Origin of the sequence: Pelomonas sp. KK5, assembly GCF_001984095.1 — a bacterium.
In the GTDB taxonomy this organism is placed as follows: Bacteria; Pseudomonadota; Gammaproteobacteria; order Burkholderiales; family Burkholderiaceae_C; genus KK5.
In genome coordinates, this window is record NZ_LYVQ01000073.1 from 1 (window position 1) to 20819 (window position 20819).

A 20819-nucleotide genomic window follows, 5' to 3' on the forward strand; every position below is an offset into this window, starting at 1 on the left:
TCAGCGAAGCCCGCTACTGTAGCACAGCTTTTTTGGCCGTCACAAGACTTTCGAGCACTTTTCTCACTGGGCCCGCCAAGCGGTGCCAGCGAGGCCCTATTGAAGCTTGCTCTCGGCGCGGTACGCAGCGAAGGCGAACTCCGCGCTCCGCTGGGGATCGTCGCTGTTCAGAACGTCCTGAATGTAGTTGGCCAGTCGCCCGGCGTCCGCGCGCAGGATGCGTTGCTTGACGGCCGGGATCTGCGAGGGATGCATGGAGAAGCTACGCAAGCCCATGGCGAGCAGCAGGAAGGTGAAGGCGGGGTCACCGGCCATCTCCCCGCAGACGCTGACGGACTTGCCGGCCTGGCGCGCATGCGCAATCGAACTGGCGAGCAACTGCAGCACGGCCGGGTGCCAGGGATCGTAGAGATGAGCGACTGCCTCATCGGCCCGATCGATGGCCAAGGTGTACTGGATCAGGTCGTTGGTGCCGATGGACACGAAGTCAACATGCCGAAGCAGCAGGGGCAGCATCACCGCCGCAGCCGGGATCTCGATCATGACGCCCAATTCGACGTTCGTGTATGCGTGCCCGGCGTCAGTGAGTTGCTGCTGGACCTTCTTGGTGATCTCCAGGATCTGCCGGATCTCGCTCAGGTGGGCGACCATCGGGATCAGGAGCTTGACCTTGCCATAGGCACTGGCCCTGTAGATCGCCCGCAACTGCTGCCGGAACATGCTTGGCTCGGCGAGACACCAGCGGATCGCGCGAAGGCCCATCGCCGGATTGAGGACATGCTCGTGGCGGAGCTCGTGGGCGCTCATGCGGTCCAGCGGCTTGTCGGCACCGACGTCGACCGTCCGGATCGTCACGGGCATGCCCCGCATCGCCTCGACCGCCGCGCGATAGGCGACGAACTGCTCGTCCTCGCCGGGCAGTTCACCCTCACGATTCATGAACAGGAACTCGCTGCGGAACAGGCCGACACCTGTCGCCCCGGCATCCACCGCGGCCTGCGCATCGGCCGGCATCTCGATATTGGCATGCAGTTCGATCTGCTCGCCATCCAGGGTCACGGCCGGCTTGTGGCGCAGGCGGGCCAGGCGGGCGCGCTCCAGTTCGCTCTGGCGCTGACGGAAGCGGTATTCCTCGAGCACGATCGGCGACGGATCGACGATGACGGTTCCCGCATCCCCGTCGATGATGACCCAGTCGTCCTGGCGGATCAGCCGGGACGCCTCGCGCGTGCCGACGACGGCCGGGATGTCCATGCTCCGCGCCACGATGGCCGTGTGCGACGTCTTGCCACCGATGTCGGTGATGAAGCCGTGGAAGATGCTGCGCTTGAACTGCATCATGTCGGCCGGCGCGATATCCGCGGCGACCAGCAGCAGCGGGTCCTCGCCGGCGAAGTCGCGCTGCACGACGCTGGCGGCGTCGACCGGATTGCGCCCCTGCTCACGCGCCAGCGCGCCCAGGATGCGTTCGACGACCTGCTCCAGGTCAGCCTTGCGCTCGCGCAGGTAGTCGTCTTCCATCTCGTCGAACTGCCGCGCCAGCACTTCCAGCTGGGCCGACAAGGCCCACTCGGCGTTGTAGTGGCGCTCGACGATCCATTGCTTGGTGGCGCCGGTCAGCGCCTCGTCGTGCAGCAGCATCAGGTGCACGTCCAGCAGCGCGGCCAGTTCGTGCGGCGCGTCGCTCGGCAAGTCGGCCTTCAGTGTCTCGAGCTCGCGGACCACCTCGTCGCGGGCCGAGATGGCGCGCGCGATCTCGGCCTCGATCTGGTCTTCCGCGATGAAGTAGTGGGCGACGTCCACCCGGCTCGAGTTGACGAGCACGGCCCGGCCGATGGCCACGCCTCGTGATACCGGAATGCCGAAGACCTGGATGCTCATGGTGCGTCGACTTTAGCAGCGCATCCGGCCTCGCTCGGCGCAGGGACAAAGAGCTTTACTGGCCTTCGCCGAACTTGTCATTGACCAGGGCCGTGATGGCCTCCTGGGCCGCCTGTTCATCGGCGCCTTCGGTCTCCAGTTCCACCTGCGCGCCGATGCCCGCCGCCAGCATCATCACGCCCATGATGCTCTTGGCGTTGACGCGGCGATTGTTCTTGCTCATGAACACATCGCATTGGAAAGATCCTGCCAGCTTGGTCAATTTGGCCGATGCACGGGCATGCAGGCCCAGCTTGTTGCTGATGGTGAGCGTGGACTTGATCATGGAGACTCGGGATCCTCGGAAGGGTTCGCGGAAGGGATGTCGGCCACAACGATGCCCGCCTTGCCGCCTTCGACCGCCAGGCCGACCAGGGCATCGAGCGGCTGGTCGCCGTAGCACAGCGAGCGCCAGAGCATCGGCGTGTTCAGCCCCGTGACCATGCGGCGGCGACCGGCGGGATCGAGCAGGCGCTTTGCCGCATTGCTGGGCGTGGCGCCGAAGACGTCGACCATGATCAGCCACTCCTCGTGCCGGTATTCGGCCAGCACGGCACGGGCCGCCAACTCGACGTCGTCGTCCGACATGTCGGGCGTCACATCGAGCACCGCCACCTGCGGCACGCAGTTCGGGAAGGTGTGCTGCGCCACCGCTTTCATCGCGGAGGCCAAGGGGGCGTGGGCAATCAGGAACAGGCCAGGCATGGCGGCATTATCAATCGAGCAAGACCAGGCCCCCGACGAAGGCCTGCCACGCCTCGTCCGCCTCGCGGCCCGGCTTCCCGCCCAGCATCGTAGCCTGGTAGATGCGCAGGCCTCGGGCGAACACCGCGACCCGCGCCCATGAACTTCCCGACAGCGTCTGCGACAGGGCCTGCGGCGACGGCGTCATGCCCGCCACGTTGATGGTTTGCGGTGTTTCGCCGCTGGCCACCAGCCGGAGCGCCAGCGACTCACGCATGCGGATCAATGCCGACCCGACCAGTTCCGGCCCCGGCGCCTGGGCCCAGGCCAGCGCGAAGCTGCGGCCGCCGGCCTCGCACTGGGCCAGGCCCATCGGCGGCGCGCCCCGCTCGGCCACTTCCGGCCTGCAGGGAAACAAGGCCTTGGCGCCAGCGCCCGCCGGCCGCACCTCGCGCCAGTTCAGCCCGGGCGAACAGGCCATCAACCCCAGCAGCATCAGCAGCGCTGCCCAGCTCTTCTTTGTCACCATGGCGCGATTATCCGAGGCCGCACAATCGGTCTCCATGGCATCCCAGCAGACAACAGACCCGCTCCCGCAGGCCCCGAGCGCCCTGGCCGGCGTACGCGTGCTCGACCTCTCCCGCGTGCTGGCCGGCCCCTGGTGCACCCAGACGCTGGCCGACCTCGGCGCCGACGTCATCAAGGTCGAACGCCCCGGCCGCGGCGACGACACCCGCAGCTGGGGCCCGCCTTACCTGAAGGACGATGCCGGCGCCGATACCGCCGAGGCGGCCTACTACCTCGGGGCCAACCGCAACAAGCGCTCGATCGCCATCGACATCGCCACGGCAGAAGGCCAGGACTTGATCCGCCGCTTCGCCGGCGAGGCCGACGTGCTGGTCGAGAACTACAAGGTCGGCGACCTGGCCCGCTACGGCCTGGACGCCGCCACGCTGATGGCCCAGAACCCGCGCCTGGTCGTGTGCTCCATCACCGGCTTCGGCCAGACCGGCCCCTACCGCGACCGCGCCGGCTACGACTACGCCGTGCAAGGCCTCGGGGGCCTGATGAGCGTCACCGGAGAGCGCGACGACCTGCCCGGTGGCGGCCCGCAGAAGGTCGGCGTGGCCGTGGCCGACCTCTTCACCGGCATGTACGCCAGCGTCGCCATCCTCGCCGCGCTGCGCCATCGCGATGCCACCGGCCAGGGGCAGGTGATCGACATGGCCCTGCTGGACGCCCAGGTGGCCATGCTGGCGAACCTCGGCGCCAACTACCTCTGCACGGGCCAGGCGCCCCAGCGCATGGGCAACGCGCACCAGAACATCGTGCCCTACCAGACCTTCGCCTGCAGCGATGGCCACCTGATCCTCGCGGTCGGCAACGACGGCCAGTTCGCCAAGTTCTGCGCGATCGCCGGCCGCCCGGACTGGGCCGCCGATCCGCGCTTCGCCACCAACGCCGACCGGGTGCGCCACCGCGCGCTACTCGTGCCGCAGATCGCCGAAGTGCTCGAGCGACGCCCCCGCGACGCCTGGCTCGCCGAGCTGGAAGCCGCCCAGGTGCCCTGCGGCGCCATCAACGACCTGGCCGGCACCTTTGCCGATCCGCAGGTGCAGGCCCGCGGCATGACGGTCGCCCTGCAACACCCGCTGACGCATCAGCTGCGCCTGGTCGCGAGTCCGCTGAAGCTCAGCGTTACGCCGGTCAGCTACCGGCACGCGCCGCCGCTGCTCGGCCAGCACACCGACGAGCTGCTGCGCGAGATCGGCTGCGACGAAGCACGGATCGCTTCGCTGAGACAGGCCGGCGTCGTCAGCTGACAGCGGGCTGACGGCGTGGCGTAAATATCGCCGGGTACACGCCGAGTCCGGGGGAGTGTGGAGGAATCCACCCGATCACGGGATGGACGCTGCCAGACCCTGCCCGGAGCATCGCCGGACCGCGACACTCCGACGCCGTCCAGTCTGCCCGTTAGCTCATGTCCAGGCCTCCCTCCGCACCCAGCAGTTCCCCGCCGCCCGACGGCCGGGAGCGCGCGCCTGCGCCGGGGCCCGACGGGATGCAATGGGCCGAGATCATCCAGCAGCTCGGCGCCGAGATCGCCGGCCCCTTGAGCACCGCCCTGGAGCGCATCCACGGGCTGATCAACACCGGCCAGATCGACCGCCAGAGCCTGCGCACACTGCGCGAGAGCGTGAACCAGGCCCGCGAGGCCGGCATGGTCGGGCAGCAGCTGGCGCGCCTGGCCTCGGGCCGCCTGCACCTGTCGCGCGAGCGCCTGCACCTGACCCAGCTGCTGCGCGGCGTGCTGACCCATCGCAGCCGCGAATCACAGGCCCGCGGCATCCAGGTGCGGCAGCTGCTCAAGCCGGTCGAGATCGTCGGCGACGGCGCGCTGATCTTCTCGCTGCTCAACGCGCTGATGGACTGGTCCCTCGCCAGCACGCAGTCCTCGATCGACCTGCGCCTGGAGCTGACGCCCTGGCCGGTGCGCGCCCGACTGAGCTGCCGCTTCGCCAACCGCGCGCTCGACCTGATCGACGGCTCGCGCGCGGCCGAAGAGCCAAGCGCGCTGAACTCGCTGAGCTGGCGCCTCGTCGAGCAGACGGCATTGACCATGGGCATCCAGCCGGTGCGCGAGGACGAGGCCGGCATCACCGTGCTGAACCTCGAGTTCCCGCAGGTCGTCGGCGACGAACCCGGTTTCTCCGATCCCCGGACCGACTCCGACTCGCCGTTCGCCGACACCGCGCCCCCCAGCGGCTTCCAGCCCCACTCCGGCAACTCCAAGCCGCTGGCCGGCAGCCACCTGCTGATCATCACCGCCGAGGCGGCGCTGCAGGCCGAGATCCGGTCGGCGATCGGCCATATGGGGCTGATCGTCGATGTCGTCTCCAGCGCGGAGGCCGCGGTCGAGTTCTGCAGCGAGGGCCTGCCCCACGGCATCCTCTACGACAGCAGCCGCCAGGGCCCGGCACTGCAGCGCCTGCGTGCCGAGGTGCTGCAGGAACTGCCCAACTTCAGCTTCGTGGAAGTGCAGGACGGCGCGCACGCGCCGCAGTCTTCCAACGAGACCGCCGACGGCATCGCCCGCGTGGCCCGCGCCCATCTGGCCGAGGCCCTGCCGGCCCTGCTGGGCTATGAGCTCGCCCGCGGCATCTGACGGCGGCCCGGACTAAACTGGCGCCATGAACAAGCAGCGCCGCCTCGTCTTCGTCTCCCTGGTGCTTGCCGGCCTCGCGGCCGGAGCCGCCGCCCTGGCCTACCAGGCCCTGGGCCAGCGCGAGACCGCCCCGCCGGTCAGCTACACGCTGCTGGACGGCGCCAAGGCGACGTCGGCCCAGTGGCAGGGCAAGGTGATGCTGGTCAACTTCTGGGCCACCAGCTGCACGACCTGCATGCACGAGATGCCGCAGATCATCTCCACCTACGAGAAGTACAAGGCCCGCGGTTTCGACACCCTCGGCGTGGCCATGAGCTACGACCCGCCGGCCTTCGTGGCCAACTATGTGCAGACGCGCAAGCTGCCCTTCGGCGTGGCCATCGACAACACCGGCGAGATCGCCCGCAGCTTCGGCAGCGTGCAGCTGACGCCCACCACCTTCGTGATCAACAAGCGCGGCGAGATCGTCAAGCGCTACGTGGGCGAACCCGACTTCGCCGCCCTGCACGGCCTGGTGGAGCAACTGCTGGCCGAGGGCTGAGCGTTCCGATGCAGGTGGATCTGCAGGACGCCACCGACGAACAGGACAGCGCCGTCGTGCGCTCGACCTTCCGCCTGCTGGTCCAGCAGGGCGTGCTGCTGGGCCTGGCGATGGCGCTGCTGCACTCGCTGTTCTTCTGGCAGCACGGCGACCCGAACTGGCGCTTCACCGCCGCCATCGGCCTGGCGATGCTGCCGCTGTATCCGCTGACCGGCATGCGGCGCAGCTACCCGGTATTCCTGGCCGCCCTGCTCGGCTTCCTGGCGCTGGCCATCGCGGCGCTGTCAGTCCAGTCGCTGCGTTATGGCCGCGATGCCAGCTTCCATCTGGTCCTGCTGGCCCTGGCGCCGGCCATCCTCGTCGCCGGCCGCATCGGCATGAAGACCAAGTGGCTGCTCGCGCTGGGCGTCAGCCTGCTGGTGCTGTGGCTGGACGGCAGCCCCGGGACGTCGCTGCAGGACACGGCCGTCTCGCCGGTCATGCTGGGCCGCCTGCGGCTGATCAACCTCGCCATCCTGCTGTTCACGCTGTGCGCGCTGGTACAGCGTTACTTCATCGTCATCGTGCGGGTGCAGCGCCGGCTGATGGAGTTCGCCTCGATCGACCCGCTGACCGGCCTGTTCAACCGCCGCCACTTCATGGCCACGGCCGCGCAGGAGCTGGCGCGCAGCGAGCGCTACGGCGGCTCGCTGTGCGTGGCCCTGGCCGACCTGGACCACTTCAAGAGCATCAACGACCGCTTCGGCCATGAGGTCGGCGACGCCGTGCTGCGCCACGTCAGCCACCTGATCCGCAACGTCGCACGCAATGCCGATTGCGTCTGCCGCTGGGGCGGCGAGGAGTTCATCGTGCTGCTGCCGCAGACCGCCCTGGACGGCGCGGAGAGCATCGCCGAGCGCATCCGCCAGCAGGTCAGCGACGCGCCGCTGCAGCTCTCGGCCGGCGGCGAGCCGCTGCACGTCACGATGACGCTGGGCGTGGCGATGCTGAACCCGGGCGAGGCCTTCGACAACGCGGTGCGCCGCGCCGACAAGGCGCTCTACGCGGGCAAGGCCGCCGGGCGCAACCGGGCCGTGCTGGCCCCGGCTGCCTGACTCAGACGCCCGCCGCGTGGGCCTGCTGGTCCGCGTGGTAGCTGGAGCGCACCATCGCGCCGACGGCCGCGTGCGAGAAGCCCATCTTGTAGGCCTCGGCCTCGAACATCTTGAAGGTGTCCGGGTGCACGTAGCGGCGCACCGGCAGGTGGTGGCCCGACGGGGCCAGGTACTGGCCGATCGTCAGCATGTCGATGTTGTGCTCGCGCATGTCGCGCATGACCTGCAGGATCTCCTCGTCGGTCTCGCCGAGGCCGACCATGATGCCGCTCTTGGTCGGCACGCCGGGCACTGCTTCCTTGAAGCGCTTCAGCAGGTTCAGGCTGAACTGGTAGTCCGAGCCCGGGCGCGCTTCCTTGTACAGGCGCGGCGCGGTCTCGAGGTTGTGGTTCATCACGTCCGGCGGGGCGGCCTTGAGGATGTCCAGCGCGCGGTCCATGCGGCCGCGGAAGTCCGGCACCAGCACCTCGATCTGGGTCGTGGGGCTCAGCTCGCGGACCTTGGTGATGCATTCGGCGAAATGGCCGGCACCGCCGTCGCGCAGGTCGTCGCGGTCCACGCTGGTGATCACCACGTACTTGAGCTTCAGCGCGGCGATGGTCTTGGCCAGGTTCAGCGGCTCGTCCACGTCCAGCGGGTCCGGGCGGCCATGGCCGACGTCGCAGAACGGGCAGCGCCGCGTGCACTTGTCGCCCATGATCATGAAGGTGGCCGTGCCCTTGCCGAAGCACTCGCCGATGTTCGGACAGGAGGCTTCCTCGCAGACCGTGTGCAGCTTGTGCTCGCGCAGGATCTGCTTGATCTCGTAGAAGCGCGTGGACGGCGAACCGGCCTTGACGCGGATCCACTCCGGCTTCTTCAGCATCTCGCCGGCCGGCACGATCTTGATCGGGATGCGCGCCGTCTTGGCCTGCGCCTTCTGCTTGGCGGAGGCGTCGTAGTCGGCGGCGGTCTGGGCTTCGTGGATGACGTTTTCGGTGGCCATGTCAGGGAGTCAATTGAGCGGCGAGACGCTCGCCAAGGATCTCGGCCACGCTGGCCCAGTCGGTGTGAATGCCCAATTTTACGAGGTCCACGGTTTCCAGCCCGGCATAGCCGCATGGGTTGATGCCGTGGAAGGGCTCCAGGTCCATCGCGACGTTCAGCGCCACGCCGTGGTAGGTGCAGTGCCGGCTGACCTTGATGCCCAGCGCCGCCACCTTGCCCAGGCCGCGGAACGGGTCCAGCGGATCGGCCGGGCCGGTCAGCGCCGCGTGGGAGCCGGGCTCGTCCAGCCGCACATAGATGCCGGGCGCGCCGGCCACGCGATGGCCGGTGACACCGAAGCGGTCCAGCGTCTGGATCACCGCCGCCTCGATGCGGAAGACGTACTCCTTGACGAAGCAGCCCAGCCGCCGCAGGTCCACCAGCGGATAGGCCACCACCTGGCCCGGCCCGTGGTAGGTGACCTGGCCGCCGCGGTTGGTCTGCACGACGGGGATGCCGCCGGCATCCAGCACATGGTCGGCCTTGCCGGCGATGCCTTGCGTGTAGGTGGGCGGGTGCTCGCAGAGCCAGAGTTCGTCGGGCGTGTCCGCCGCGCGTTCGGCGGTGAAGGCCTGCATCGCCTCGACGGTGGCCGCGTAGTCCACGCGGCCCAGGGTTTTAACGATCATGGGCGGGAATGGTAGCGTCGGGGTCATGCGAACGATGCTGGCTCTCGTCTTGTCCCTGCTGCTCGCCACGGCAAACGCGGCGGAAGATCCGCGCCTGTCAGCTGCACTAACGGCTTATGCCGACGGCAACCTGCCGCTGGCCGCGCAGGGCTTCAGGGGCCTGGCGAAACGCCACGTGCCGGTCGGCGAATACAACCTGGCGATGATGCACCTGCGCGGCGAGCTGCCGAAGCCCGACGTCCGCGAGGCCAAACGCCTGCTGGAGCGGGCGGCGCGCGGCGGCTTCGTCAGTGCGGAATGGGCCTTGGGACAGTTCCACGAACTGGGCCTCGGCGGCCGGCAGGACCTGCCGGCCTCGTTCCGCTGGTACAGCCGCGCCGCGGAGCACGGCGACGTGCAGGCCCAGGTCGCCGTGGCCACGTCCTACTTCATGGGCCGTGGCGTGGGCCACAGCATGGAGCAGGCGGCGCACTGGTATCGCGAGGCGGCCAAGGGCGGCGACGTGGGATCGCAATACATCCTGGCCTCGATGTACGAGACCGGCAACGGCGTCTCGCAGGACCTGCGGCTGGCGCGCTACTGGTACGACATCGCCGCGCGCAACGGCGACGACGCGGCGCCCTACAAGGTCAAGGAACTGGACCGGGCGCTCGGGACGGCGTCCTGAGCCTGGGTCAGAGCACGACCTTGACCATCGGATGGGTGGTCAGCGTGCGGTAGAGCTCGTCCAACTGCTCGCGGCTGGTGGCGGTGACGGTGATCGTCAGCCCCAGGTACTTGCCACCCTTGCTGGGACGCTGCTCGATGGACGTGGTGTCGAAGGTCGGGTCGAAAGTCTGGGCCACCATCGTGATGGCCTCGATGAAGCCGTCGACCTGCTCGCCCATCACCTTGATCGGGAACTTGGACGGGTACTCGATCAGCGATTGTTCGGGCGGGATGTCGGGCGGCGGGGTGATGTTCATGTGAGTTGGATTTTCTTGGCGCGCTGGTAGGCCTCGTACAGGCGCGCATAGACCGGGCCGGGCTTGCCGTGCAGCGCGCCGTGGCCGACCGCTTGGTGGTCCAGCGTCGTCACCGCCAGGATCTCGCGGCCAGCGGAGCTGAGGATGATCTCGTCGGCGGCGACCAGCTCGGCCTCGGAGATCGGGCGCAGGTTGTAGCCGATGCCCTCTTCCTCGCAGAGTTCGCGCAGCAGCTCCACGCGGATGCCCTCCAGCACCTGCTCGCTCCTGGGCGGGCCCAGCAGCGCGCCCTCCTTGACGATCCAGACGTTGGACGAGGAGGCCTCGGTGACGAAGCCGTCGCGCAGCATGATGGTCTCGGCGGCGCCCTGGTCGGCGGAGATCTGACGAGCGAGCACGTTGCCCAGCAGCGAAGTGCTCTTGATGTCGCCACGCTCCCAGCGGAAGTCGCGGGCGGTAACGCAGGCCACGCCGTGGTGGCGCACCTCCTCGGCGACGCCGGCGAAGGGGCTGGCGTAGGCGAACAGCGTGGGTGCTATGTCCTGCGGCATCACGTGCGCGCGCATCGCCACGCCTCGCGTCACCTGCAGGTAGACCAGCTGGTTCTCCGCATCGACCTTGGCGATCAGCTGGCGCGCCACGTCCAGCCATTGGGCGCGCAGCAGCGGGCTGGCGATGCGCAGCTTGGCCAGGCTGCGCTCGAGCCGGTCCATGTGTTCGTCGAAGCGGAACAGGCGCCGCCCGTAGACCGGCAGCACCTCGTAGGCGCCGTCGCCGAAGATGAAGCCGCGATCCATCGCGGACACCTTGGCCTCGGCCAGCGGCTGGAAGCCGCCGTTGAGGTACGAGGGCAGGTCAGGCAAGAGGGCTGCGTTCATTCGCTTGACTCCCGGCGAGCGGTCGAGCGGACCGTCATTCGATTAGATCACTTGATCCACAGGCGCAGGGCATCCCAGGCACGGCCCAGCAGGCCGGCCAGTTCCACGGGCTCCTGCACCACCAGCGGCACCTCGGCAACCGGCACGCCTGCTGCCGTCGTGACCTTCAGCGTGCCCACGCGCTGGCCCTTGGCGAGCGGAGCGACCAGCGGGTCGGTGTGCTCGACGCGGGTCTGCAGCTTGGCGCCCTCGCCGCGCGGCACCGCGACGAACACCGGGCCGGCCGCGCCCAGCTTGGCGGTCTTCTCGGCGCCCTTCCAGACCGGCACCGTGCTGATCGCCTGGCTGCCGTCGAACAGGCGCAGCGCGTCGAAGGCCGAGTAGCCCCAGTTCAGCAGCTTCTGGCTCTCGCTGGCGCGGGCTTCCTTGGAGGCCGTGCCCATCACCACGCTGATCAGGCGGCGCTTGCCGTTGGGGAAGTCGCGCTGGGCGCTGGCCACCAGGCAGTAGCCGGCGGCGTCGGTGTAGCCGGTCTTCATGCCGTCGACCGTCGGGTCGCGGGTCAGCAGCATGTTGCGGTTGTGCTGCTTGATCTTGTTGTACGTGTATTCCTTCTGCGAGTAGTACGGGTAGTACTCGGGGAAGTCCTGGATGATGTGGACGGCGATCATCGCCACGTCCCGCGCGCTGCTCTTGTGGCTGGGCTGGGTCAGGCCGGTAACGTTGGTGAAGCTGGTGTTCTTCAGGCCCCAGGCCTGCGCCTGGCGATTCATCATCGCGACGAACTGCTCCACCGAGCCGCCCACGCCCTCGGCGAGCGCCACCGCGGCGTCGTTGCCCGACGGGATGATCAGGCCGCGCAGCAGTTCGTCGACCGTCGGGGTCATCGTCGTGTCGATGAACATCAGCGAGGGGTCGCCCTTGCGCTCGTCCCAGGCACGCTTGGAGACGGTCATGTGCTGGTCCAGCGTCAGGCGCTTCTGCTTCAGCGCGTCGAAGACCAGGTAGGCCGTCATCAGCTTGGTCAGCGAGGCGGGGTCCTGCGGCGCATCGGCCTCGCGCTCGGCCAGCACCTTGTTGGCGGTGACGTCCAGCAGGATGTAGTTGCGGGCCGCGATCTCGGGCGGCTGCGGGGCTTGGGCGGATGCGTTCAGGGCGGCCGCGGAGACGACCAGCAGGGCAATCAGTTGTTTCATTCGGTGGGGAGAAGGGGTTCTTTAAGCGGAAGCGGCCCAGTGGCTCAGCACCAGGCTCTTGAGCAGCGGCAGCTGCCCATGGAAGAAATGGCCGACACCGGGCACGACGACGACCGGCAGCACCTGCGGCCGCGCCCAGTCGAGCACGGCCGACAGCGGCACCACATCGTCGACCTCGCCGTGGATCACCAGCGTGTCGGGCGGCACCGCGGCGGTGTCGAAGCGGCTCGTCGCGGGGCCGACCAGCACCAGGCGTTCGGCCTTGGCGCCCTCGGGCAGGCGCAGCGCGGCCTGCGAGGCGATATAGCCACCGAAGGAAAAGCCCGCCAGCACCAGCGTCTCGCCGGGCTCGCGCACCTCGTTCAGCACGGCCATCGCGTCGTCGATCTCGCCGCGGCCTTCGTCCCAGGCGCCCTGCGAGCGGCCGACACCTCGGTAGTTGAAGCGCGCCGTGCGGTAGCCCAGCTGCAGGAAGGCGCGGGCCAGGGTCTGCACGACTTTGTTGTCCATCGTGCCGCCCTGCACCGGGTTCGGATGGCAGACCAACGCGAGGCCGCGCGGCGCGGTGCCTTCGGCGGGCGCGTCCAGCGCGCATTCGATCTCGCCGGCGGGGCCGGTGATCAGGCGTTTCTCGGTCCTCGGGTTCATCGCGTCACTTGCCCCCTCATTTGCCGACATTCGCCGGGAGCACCAGGCGCTCGACGACCTGGCCGTTCTTCAGATGGCTCTCGACGATCTCGTCGATGTCCTCGTTGTCCACGAAGCTGTACCAGGTGGCGTCCGGGTAGACCACGGCCACCGGCCCGCCGGCGCAGCGATCGAGGCAGCCGGCCTTGTTGACCCGAACGCCGCCCGGCCCGGCCAGGCCCAGCTTCTTGACGCGGCTCTTGCAGTGGTCGAAGCCTGCCTGGGCCCCATGCTGGGCACAGCTGTTTTCGCCGTTGTCGCGCTGGTTCAGGCAGAAGAAGATGTGGCGCTGGAAATAGCTCATCGGCTCATTGTAGGCAGGGCTCTGGGTAAACCCTTGTTTCAGAGCGTGCGCCGACCCACGTAGGGCAGCAGCCAGCCCAGCGCCGCGAAGGGCCAGACCCAGCCGATCCACTGCGCGAGCCCGTACATATTGACGAAGCGCCCCTGCTCCCAGGCATGCAGGCTCAGCGCCATGTACGGATCGGCCGGCGCCTCGCTGACCAGCGCGATCAGCGCGCTCAGCGCCACCAGGCCCAGCGCCGCGCAGAGGCGGCGCGGCAGCAGGCAGGCGAGCACACCCAGCAGCGCCCCCAGCGCGAGGCCGGCCCAGGTCACCTCGGTGAGCCAGGCCCACGCATGCAGCGGGCCGAAATTGAGCACCGTCGACAGCGCAGAGACCAGCACGCCGAGCATCGCGGCGCCCGACACCAGCCACAGCCGCCGCCAGCCCGGGCGCGACACCGCCAGCGCCAGCAGCACCGGCGTCAGCAGGCCCAGCGCCGTGGCGATGGCCTCCAGTCCCGGCGGCAGCGCGCGGGCCAGATCCTGCAGGGCATCGTCATCCCACTGCAGGGCCCAGGGCGTGTCCTGCAAGGCGTCGATGGCCAGGCTGCGCAGGTGCGGCAGCCACTGGCCGAGGCCCAGTGGCACCGGCGGCGGGAACAACAGGCCCAGCGGCCACAGCGCCAGCAGCGCCAGCGCGCCGGCGCACTGCGGCTGGAACCAGTATTCGCGCAGGTCCTGCCAGCGCTGCAGGCCGCCGAAGGCATTCAGCAGCAGGCCCAGCAGCACGCCCAGCAGCGTGCCCAGCGTGTTGAAGGCGAGGTCCGACAAGGAGGGCACCCGCCCCGGCAGGAAGTACTGCAGGCACTCCATGCCCCAGGACAGCAGCGGCCACGGCACCAGGCCCAGGACCAGCGCCCGCCGCATGCCGGCGCCACTGCGCAGCGAGGCCGCGAAGGCCAGCAGCCCCAGCGGCATGTAGCCGGCGATATTGGTCTGCATGTCGAACACCGCCACCCGCTTCGGCCAGGGCAGCAGCACCAGGCCCTGCACGGTCAGGCCGGGGGGCCAGGTCCAGGGTTCGAAGGGGTAGAGGCTGGCGTAGACCACCAGCGCCAGGTAGGCCAGCAGCAGCCAGGTAGCGGAGCTTCGGCGTCTGGCGGTGCTCATCCGGTCAGAAGGGCTTGACCACCACCAGGATCACGATGGCCGCGAACACCAGCACCGCTGCTTCGTTATAGAAGCGGAACCAGCGGTGGCTGCGCTTGTTGGCGGCCTGCTCGAACTTGCGCAGCAGCGCGCGGCAGCCGTGGTGATAGCCGATGGCCACGATCACCAGGGCCAGCTTGGCATGCAGCCATCCATTGCCGGGGCCGCGCCCGATGCCGTAGTGCAGCCACAGGATCAGGCCGAAGATCAGCGCCGGCAGCATCAGCAGCGTGCTGAATCGATACAGCTTGTGCGCCATCAGCAGCAGGCGCTCGCGCTCGGCATGGCTGTCGGCCGAGACCATGGCGAGGTTCACGAAGATGCGCGGCAGGTAGAAGAGGCCGGCGAACCAGCTGGCCACGAAGACGATGTGCAGGGCTTTGATCCAGAGCATCGGGGCATTATGGGCTGCGCGTGCGAGGGGCATTTCCCTGCCGTCGAAACAGGGCGTTATGTCGACGCGCATAAAAAAGCCCCGGCAACGAGGCCGGGGCGAGAAAGCCTTATCGCTGTCATCACGCTAAGGCTCCTGCTCAGGGAGGAAAAGCAGGGAACAACGGCCTTGCGGCTATCATTCGCGGACCAGTTTAGCAGCGCTGAACCCGCCCCGTAACTACGGGAAGTTGCGTAATCCTGATGAATTGCATAGCGGCAGCAAGACGGCCATCACCGCGCGTTATGGCCCGCTGATTCGAGCTGCTGTCGTTGCCGGAGATTCCCGCCTTGGCCCACCATCCGTCCGCCCCGTTTCCCGCCAGCCGGCCGCGCCGCCTGCGCCGCGATGCCTTCTCCCGCGCGCTGGTGCGCGAACACGCGCTGAGCGCCAATGACCTGATCCTGCCGGTCTTCGTGCATGAGGGCACGGACAAGGTCGAGGCCGTGCCCTCGATGCCCGGCGTCTCGCGCCTGAGCCTGGACCGGCTGCTGCCGGTGGCCGAGGAATGCGTGGCGCTCGGCATCCCGGTCATGGCGCTCTTCCCCGTCATCGATCCGTCTTTGAAGACGCCCGACGGCCGCGAGGCCACCAACCCCGACGGCCTGGTGCCGCGCGTCGTCGCGGCGCTGAAGGACCGGGTGCCGCAGCTGGGCATCCTGACCGACGTGGCGCTGGACCCATACACCAGCCACGGCCAGGACGGCGTGCTCGACGAGCGCGGCTACATCGTCAACGACCGCACCGTCGAGATCCTCGGCCAGCAGGCGCTGGCGCAGGCCCGCGCCGGCGTGGACATCGTCGCGCCCAGCGACATGATGGACGGCCGTATCGGCGCGATCCGCGCGCAGCTGGAGGCGCACGACCACATCCACACGCGGATCATGGCCTACAGCGCCAAGTACGCCAGCGCCTTCTACGGCCCCTTCCGCGATGCGGTCGGATCGGCCGGCAACCTCGGCAAGGCCGACAAGAAGACCTACCAGATGGACCCCGGCAACAGCGACGAGGCGCTGCGCGAGGTGGGCCTGGACCTGGCCGAGGGCGCCGACATGGTGATGGTCAAGCCCGGCATGCCGTATCTCGACATCGTGCGCCGCGTGAAGGACGAGTTCCGCGTGCCCACCTTCGCCTACCAGGTCAGCGGCGAGTACGCGATGCTGAAGGCGGCTGCCGCCAATGGCTGGCTGGACCACGACGCGGTGATGATGGAATCGCTGCTGGCCTTCAAGCGCGCCGGCGCGGACGGCATCCTCAGCTACTTCGCGCTGGAAGCGGCCCGCCTGCTGAAGAAGGGCTGATGCGCGTCTTCCACATCGCCGGCGACCGCTTCGCCGAGCTGACGGCCCTGCCCGACACGCTGCCCGAGCAGGGCTTCCTGTGGGTGGGTTTCAGCCGCGCCGAGTTCGAGCAGCAGGTGGGCGCCGTGGTGCAGCCGATGCTGCAGCGCTGGCAGCTGGGTACGCTGGTGGACCTGCATGTGTCCGACCTGGTCAACCGGCAACTGCCCTCGCACTTCGACTACACCTCCTGGTACGACCTGATGGTGTTCCGGCGGCTGGCCGCGCTGCCCGGCAGCGCCAATGGCGCAGAGGACGCCCCGGTCACGCTCGCTTCGGCCGAGCAGGTGCTCAAGGCCATCGACACCAGCCCCGTCGGGTTCGCCTTGTTCGACCGCCTGCTGCTGACGGTCCACCCCGACGACTGCATGGTGCGCGACTTCTTCGCCGACCGGCTCGGCAAGATGACCGAGAGCCGCGACCTGCGCGGTGCCGGCCGCCTGCCCACCAGCGCGGCCGAGCTGATGCTGCGCATGGTGAACTACATGGTCGACAGCTATCTCGACCTGCGCCGCCTGCTGACGCGCCAGATCGGCGGCCTGCAGAAGCTGCTGCTGGCGCCGCACGGCCACTTCGACAACTGGCCGATGCTGCTGGACACCCGCGACGCGCTGCAGCAACTGGAAGACATCTGCGAAGACCAGCGCAGTGCCGTGCAGGAGTGGATCGACGCGCTGGACGAATGGCCCGACACCGAAGACCTGCACACCCGCCGCGAGCGCGAGCTGCTGCGCGTGCGTTCGCGCGACCTGCTGGAGCACATCGAGCGGGTGCTCAACCACGTGCGCCGGCTCGAGTCCTCGGCCGAGTCGGCGGTGCAGATGCACTTCTCGGCGCTGGGCCATCGCACCAACGCGATCATGCGCACGCTGACCGTGCTGACCGCCGTATTCCTGCCGCTGAACCTGATCACCGGCATCTTCGGCATGAACTTCGACCGCCTGCCACTGATCCACCGCGAGACCGGCTTCTGGATCGCGCTGGCGCTGATGGCCGGCATCGGCATCACGCTCAGCGTGGTGTTCTGGCAGAAGCGCTACCTGTCCACGCGCGGCTGACCCGGGACGCTCACGCGCCGCGCGCGTAGGGATCGGCGAAGCCCAGCGCCTGCATCAGCTCGCTCTCGCGCGCCTCCATGCATTCGGCCTCGTCGTCTTCCTCGTGGTCGTAGCCCTGCGCGTGCAGCGTGCCGTGCACCAGCATGTGGGCATAGTGGTCGGCGATGGCGATGCCCTGCTCCTTGGCCTCGCGTTCCACCACTTCCGCGCAGATCACCAGGTCGGCCACCACCACCGGCTCGTGGCTGTAGTCGAAGGTCAGCACATTGGTGGCGTAGTCCTTGGCGCGGAACTCCTTGTTGAGCTGGCGGCCTTCCTCGGCATCGACGATGCGCACGGTGAGCTCGCCGGGCAGCTCCAGCGCCGCGCGGATCCAGCGGGCCACCTTGTGGCGCGGCAGCAGCGCCTTGTGGCGCGGGTCGGCGAACTGCAGCGAGAGGCTCAGGTCGGGTTGGCTCATGCTCAGGTCCCCTCGCGCTTGGCGCGCTTCTCGTAGGCCTCGACGATGCGGGCCACCAGCGGGTGGCGCACCACGTCCGCGCTGGTGAAGCGGGTCATCGCGATGCCCTTGACCTTGGCCAGCACCCGTTCGGCATCGATCAGGCCGGACAGCGTGCCCTTGGGCAGGTCGATCTGGCTGGTGTCGCCGGTGACCACGCAGCGGCTGCCGAAGCCGAGGCGCGTGAGGAACATCTTCATCTGCTCGGGCGTGGTGTTCTGCCCCTCGTCCAGGATCACGAAGGCGTGGTTCAGCGTGCGGCCGCGCATGAAGGCCAGCGGGGCCACCTCGAGCTGGCCCTTCTCGAAGGCCTTGTTGACGCGGTCGAAGCCCATCAGGTCATAGAGCGCGTCGTACAGCGGGCGCAGATAGGGGTCGACCTTCTGCGTCAGGTCGCCGGGCAGGAAGCCGAGGCGTTCGCCGGCCTCCACCGCCGGGCGCGTCAGGATGATGCGCTGCACCGCCGCCCGCTCCAGCGCGTCCACCGCGCAGGCCACGGCCAGGAAGGTCTTGCCGGTGCCGGCCGGCCCCAGGCCGAAGGTGATGTCGTGCGAGAGGATGTGCTTCAGGTACTCATGCTGGCGCGGCGTGCGGCCGGCGAGGTCGGCGCGGCGGGTGCGCAGCACGACGGCCTCGGAGGCGGCGGCGCCCTCGGGCTTGCGCTTCACCGTGCCGGAGGCCGCAGCGCCGACATCGTTGGCCGCCTCGGTCAGCGCGAGCTGCAGCGTCTCCGGCGGGATGGCGCGGCGGGCGCGCTCATACAGCGTGTCCAGCAGCTGGCGGGTGCGCTCGGCGGCGGCCTTGGGGCCTTCGATGCGGAACTGGTCGTCGCGCCGGGTGATGCGCACGCCAAGCGCCTGTTCGATCTGCCGCAGGTGTTCGTCGAGGCTGCCGCACAGGTGCGACAGGCGGTTGTTGTCGGCGGGGACGAGGGCGTGCTTGATGATCACGAAGGAGTGCTTTCGATGGGTCCGCGGTGTGCGAAAGCGGCGATTGTCGCCCGTGCATCCCCTAGCCGTCGTGACGTGGGGGCTCCTGCACAATCGCCCCCCATGCAAAGACCCCTTCCGGCCGCCCTGGCCCCGACCCTGCTGCTGGCGTGGGCCCTTCCCGCGCGGGCCGAGGAGGTGTCGACCTCCTTCGCCGGCCAGGTGGCCGCCCAGCTGCTGCACAGCGCACCCGGCTGGCTCGCGGCCATGCTGCTGATGATGACGGTGACCACCGCGCTGCTCGCGCTGACGCACCGCCGCGAGCGCCGCGTGTTCTTCCTCTGCGGGATGATGTTCAGCTGGGTGCTGCTGCAGGGCCAGAACGGGATCGAGCGGCCCGCGCTGGCGCTGGCGATCCAGGCGCTGATGGTGCTGTGCGGCGTGCAGTTCCTGCTGCGCACCGTCCTGTGGACGCGCTTCTGGCTGGACCTGACCCTGCTGCTCCAGGTGGTGCTGGCGCCGCTGAGCCTGCGCCTGCTGGCCGAGGCCGGCGCGCCGGATGTACTGTCCCGGGCCTGGCAGACCCTGATGCTGCTGGAACTGCTGGCGGCCTTCGCCATGCACCTGTGGCTGCGCTGGCGCGCGCTCAATGAGGTGATGCCGGCCGATCCGCTGGAGATCCGGGACTTCCGGCTGATGTCCGTGCTGATGGGCTGTGCCGCACCGGCCCTGCTGGCACAGCACGTGCTGATGCTGGGCTCGGGCGATGGCCTCCTGCCGGGCTGGCTCAGCCTGGCGCTGCCGCTGCTGATGCTGGGCCTGGCCCTGCATGTGGTGATGGTGTTCGCGCGCGCCGCGGTCGACTCCGAGACGCACCACGCGCTGCTGGAGCAGCGCATGCACGAGCGCATCGCCGACGCCGAGCGCAACTTCCATGCGATGGCCGAGCTCAAGCTGGAGCAGGTCACCGAGCGCGAGCGCAAGCGCATCGCCGCCGACCTACACGACGACCTCGGCGCCAAGCTGCTGACCATCGTCCACACCAGCGAATCGGACCGCATCTCCTCGCTGGCGCGCGAGGCGCTGGAGGAGATGCGCCTGTCGGTGCGCGGCCTCACCGGCAAGCCGGTGCAACTGCTCGATGCGCTGGGCGACTGGCGGGCCGAGCTGGTCTCGCGCCTGGCGCAGGCCAACATCCAGGCGGAGTGGAAGTCGCCGCCGGAAGACATCGTCCACACGCTGCCGGCCCGGGCCTATGTGCAGACGACGCGCATCTTCCGCGAGGCAGTGAGCAACATCATCAAGCACAGCGGCGCCACCCACTGCACGATCGGCTGCCAGGTGCAGGACGGTGACTTCCTCGTCGTCATCCAGGACGACGGCCAGGGCATCCCGGCCGAGCTCGACGGCCGGCTCGATCGCGGCCACGGCATGGCCAGCATGAAGTCGCGCGCCAAGCAGATGCACGGCCAGTGCCTGGTGGAATCCGGGCCGGGCTGGGGAACCGTGATTCGCCTCACGATTCCGCTGTGAATGAAGCGCCGGTGCATTGCTTCCATTGGCAAGCACGCAAATAAGCGCTAACTTCCTGTCACGACTGACTGAATAGAAGCAACAAGCCATGGACCACATCCTCCTGCTCGAAGACATTCCCGAGATCCGCGCCTGGCTCAAGGTGCTGGTCAAGCAGGTCTTCGCCAATGCCGAGATCACCGAGTGCTCGCGCGTGCAGGATGCGCTGATCCAGGTGAACACCAAGCGCTTCACGCTGGCGCTGCTGGACCTGGGCCTGCCCGACGGTTCCGGCGTCGACGTGATCGCCGCGCTGCGCGAGAAGCAGCCCGAGGTGCAGTCGGTCATCGTCACCATCCATGACGACGACGAACACCTGTTCCCCGCGCTGCAGGCCGGCGCCTTCGGCTACCTGCTGAAGGAGCAATCGCGCGAGCTGCTGGTCGAACAGCTGCAGCGCATGAGCCAGGGCGAGCCGCCGCTGTCGCCCTCGATCGCGCGCAAGGTCATCGCCTACTTCACCTCGCAGGCCCGGCCGCCGGCCGCGCTGCTGCACGAGGTGTCGCTGACCGACCGCGAGACCGAGGTGCTGCTGCGCGTGGCCAAGGGCTTCACGCTGCCGGAGATCGGCGTGCAGCTCGGCCTGAGCCGCCACACGATCGCCGACTACGTCAAGCAGATCTACCGCAAGCTCAATGTGTCCTCGCGTGCCGAGGCGGCGCTGGAAGCGCAGCGCCTGGGTTTGTTCGGCCGGAACTGAGTTGAGCG

General features: G+C 68.8%; 24 protein-coding genes. 9 read left to right on the forward strand and 15 right to left on the reverse strand.

Annotation, left to right across the window (positions count from 1 at the left end; translation table 11 throughout):
- Window positions 1-96: 96 nt before the first annotated feature.
- The 4 genes from ptsP to B0W88_RS13450 are packed head-to-tail and all read right to left on the reverse strand — an operon-like array spanning window position 97 to window position 3133.
- Complete coding sequence (gene ptsP, locus B0W88_RS13435) at window positions 97-1881, reverse strand: phosphoenolpyruvate--protein phosphotransferase (protein WP_077035165.1); 1785 nt, start codon at window positions 1879-1881, stop codon at window positions 97-99.
- 55 nt (window positions 1882-1936) lie between these two features.
- Window positions 1937-2206 (reverse strand): HPr family phosphocarrier protein, encoded by a 270-nt coding sequence (locus tag B0W88_RS13440; protein WP_077035166.1) that lies wholly within the window; start codon window positions 2204-2206, stop codon window positions 1937-1939.
- Window positions 2203-2625, reverse strand: a complete 423-nt coding sequence (locus B0W88_RS13445; protein WP_077035167.1) for a PTS sugar transporter subunit IIA — start codon at window positions 2623-2625, stop codon at window positions 2203-2205. The genes B0W88_RS13440 and B0W88_RS13445 overlap by 4 nt, the downstream gene beginning before the upstream one ends.
- Window positions 2626-2635: 10 nt before the next feature.
- Window positions 2636-3133 carry a hypothetical protein gene (locus B0W88_RS13450; RefSeq protein WP_077035168.1) on the reverse strand — a complete coding sequence of 166 codons (498 nt, stop codon included), beginning with the start codon at window positions 3131-3133 and terminating at the stop codon, window positions 2636-2638.
- 34 nt (window positions 3134-3167) lie between these two features.
- Here B0W88_RS13450 and B0W88_RS13455 point away from each other — a divergent pair, with 34 nt between their 5' ends.
- From B0W88_RS13455 to B0W88_RS13470, 4 genes are all read left to right on the forward strand, one after another.
- Window positions 3168-4427, forward strand: coding sequence for a CaiB/BaiF CoA-transferase family protein (locus B0W88_RS13455; protein WP_077035169.1), 1260 nt, complete (start codon window positions 3168-3170; stop codon window positions 4425-4427).
- A 158-nt stretch (window positions 4428-4585) separates the two neighbouring features.
- Entirely contained in the window at window positions 4586-5770 is a 1185-nt protein-coding gene (locus tag B0W88_RS13460) for a hypothetical protein (RefSeq protein ID WP_144006759.1), read from the forward strand.
- 25 nt (window positions 5771-5795) lie between these two features.
- Window positions 5796-6311, forward strand: coding sequence for a TlpA disulfide reductase family protein (locus B0W88_RS13465; RefSeq protein WP_077035171.1), 516 nt, complete (start codon window positions 5796-5798; stop codon window positions 6309-6311).
- Window positions 6312-6319: 8 nt separating this feature from the next.
- Window positions 6320-7405, forward strand: coding sequence for a GGDEF domain-containing protein (locus B0W88_RS13470; protein ID WP_077035172.1), 1086 nt, complete (start codon window positions 6320-6322; stop codon window positions 7403-7405).
- 1 nt (window position 7406) lies between these two features.
- On the opposite strand, the gene lipA is transcribed toward B0W88_RS13470, so the two are convergent.
- Together lipA and lipB are read right to left on the reverse strand one after the other, a co-directional pair.
- Complete coding sequence (gene lipA, locus B0W88_RS13475) at window positions 7407-8390, reverse strand: lipoyl synthase (protein ID WP_077035173.1); 984 nt, start codon at window positions 8388-8390, stop codon at window positions 7407-7409.
- A 1-nt stretch (window position 8391) separates the two neighbouring features.
- Window positions 8392-9060 (reverse strand): lipoyl(octanoyl) transferase LipB, encoded by a 669-nt coding sequence (lipB, locus tag B0W88_RS13480; protein ID WP_077035174.1) that lies wholly within the window; start codon window positions 9058-9060, stop codon window positions 8392-8394.
- A 34-nt stretch (window positions 9061-9094) separates the two neighbouring features.
- On the opposite strand from lipB, the gene B0W88_RS13485 reads away from it, so the two are divergent.
- On the forward strand, window positions 9095-9727 hold the full coding sequence (locus B0W88_RS13485; RefSeq protein WP_158080855.1) for a tetratricopeptide repeat protein: 633 nt from the start codon (window positions 9095-9097) through the stop codon (window positions 9725-9727).
- A 7-nt stretch (window positions 9728-9734) separates the two neighbouring features.
- Here B0W88_RS13485 and B0W88_RS13490 read toward each other — a convergent pair whose 3' ends face one another.
- Genes B0W88_RS13490 through B0W88_RS13520 form a run of 7 tightly spaced genes read right to left on the reverse strand, consistent with a single transcriptional unit; the run spans window position 9735 to window position 14674 of the window.
- A complete protein-coding gene (locus B0W88_RS13490; RefSeq protein WP_077035176.1) occupies window positions 9735-10025 on the reverse strand; it encodes a DUF493 family protein in 291 nt (96 codons plus the stop codon).
- Window positions 10022-10903 carry an aminotransferase class IV gene (locus tag B0W88_RS13495; RefSeq protein ID WP_077035177.1) on the reverse strand — a complete coding sequence of 294 codons (882 nt, stop codon included), beginning with the start codon at window positions 10901-10903 and terminating at the stop codon, window positions 10022-10024. Before B0W88_RS13495 ends, B0W88_RS13490 begins: the two co-directional genes overlap by 4 nt.
- A 47-nt stretch (window positions 10904-10950) precedes the next feature.
- Window positions 10951-12099 carry a D-alanyl-D-alanine carboxypeptidase family protein gene (locus B0W88_RS13500; protein ID WP_077035178.1) on the reverse strand — a complete coding sequence of 383 codons (1149 nt, stop codon included), beginning with the start codon at window positions 12097-12099 and terminating at the stop codon, window positions 10951-10953.
- Between the two features lie 21 nt (window positions 12100-12120).
- On the reverse strand, window positions 12121-12747 hold the full coding sequence (locus B0W88_RS13505) for an alpha/beta hydrolase (RefSeq protein ID WP_077035179.1): 627 nt from the start codon (window positions 12745-12747) through the stop codon (window positions 12121-12123).
- Between the two features lie 16 nt (window positions 12748-12763).
- A complete protein-coding gene (locus tag B0W88_RS13510; protein ID WP_077035180.1) occupies window positions 12764-13090 on the reverse strand; it encodes a ferredoxin in 327 nt (108 codons plus the stop codon).
- 38 nt (window positions 13091-13128) lie between these two features.
- Window positions 13129-14241, reverse strand: a complete 1113-nt coding sequence (locus B0W88_RS13515) for a VanZ family protein (protein ID WP_077035181.1) — start codon at window positions 14239-14241, stop codon at window positions 13129-13131.
- Window positions 14242-14245: 4 nt separating this feature from the next.
- Entirely contained in the window at window positions 14246-14674 is a 429-nt protein-coding gene (locus B0W88_RS13520; protein ID WP_077035182.1) for a CopD family protein, read from the reverse strand.
- Between the two features lie 329 nt (window positions 14675-15003).
- Between B0W88_RS13520 and hemB the strand changes: the two genes are divergently transcribed.
- Both hemB and B0W88_RS13530 read left to right on the forward strand, forming a co-directional pair.
- A complete protein-coding gene (gene hemB, locus B0W88_RS13525) occupies window positions 15004-16014 on the forward strand; it encodes a porphobilinogen synthase (protein ID WP_077035183.1) in 1011 nt (336 codons plus the stop codon).
- The gene (locus tag B0W88_RS13530) at window positions 16014-17111 is read left to right on the forward strand and encodes a magnesium transporter CorA family protein (RefSeq protein ID WP_077035184.1); all 1098 of its coding nucleotides are present in this window, start codon (window positions 16014-16016) and stop codon (window positions 17109-17111) included. Before hemB ends, B0W88_RS13530 begins: the two co-directional genes overlap by 1 nt.
- A 10-nt stretch (window positions 17112-17121) precedes the next feature.
- Here B0W88_RS13530 and ybeY read toward each other — a convergent pair whose 3' ends face one another.
- Both ybeY and B0W88_RS13540 read right to left on the reverse strand, forming a co-directional pair.
- Window positions 17122-17571, reverse strand: a complete 450-nt coding sequence (gene ybeY, locus B0W88_RS13535) for an rRNA maturation RNase YbeY (protein ID WP_077035185.1) — start codon at window positions 17569-17571, stop codon at window positions 17122-17124.
- Between the two features lie 2 nt (window positions 17572-17573).
- Window positions 17574-18560, reverse strand: coding sequence for a PhoH family protein (locus tag B0W88_RS13540; RefSeq protein WP_077035186.1), 987 nt, complete (start codon window positions 18558-18560; stop codon window positions 17574-17576).
- A 102-nt stretch (window positions 18561-18662) separates the two neighbouring features.
- Here B0W88_RS13540 and B0W88_RS13545 point away from each other — a divergent pair, with 102 nt between their 5' ends.
- Together B0W88_RS13545 and B0W88_RS13550 are read left to right on the forward strand one after the other, a co-directional pair.
- The gene (locus B0W88_RS13545) at window positions 18663-20072 is read left to right on the forward strand and encodes a sensor histidine kinase (protein ID WP_077035187.1); all 1410 of its coding nucleotides are present in this window, start codon (window positions 18663-18665) and stop codon (window positions 20070-20072) included.
- 88 nt (window positions 20073-20160) lie between these two features.
- The gene (locus B0W88_RS13550) at window positions 20161-20811 is read left to right on the forward strand and encodes a response regulator transcription factor (RefSeq protein ID WP_077035188.1); all 651 of its coding nucleotides are present in this window, start codon (window positions 20161-20163) and stop codon (window positions 20809-20811) included.
- Window positions 20812-20819: the final 8 nt, after the last annotated feature.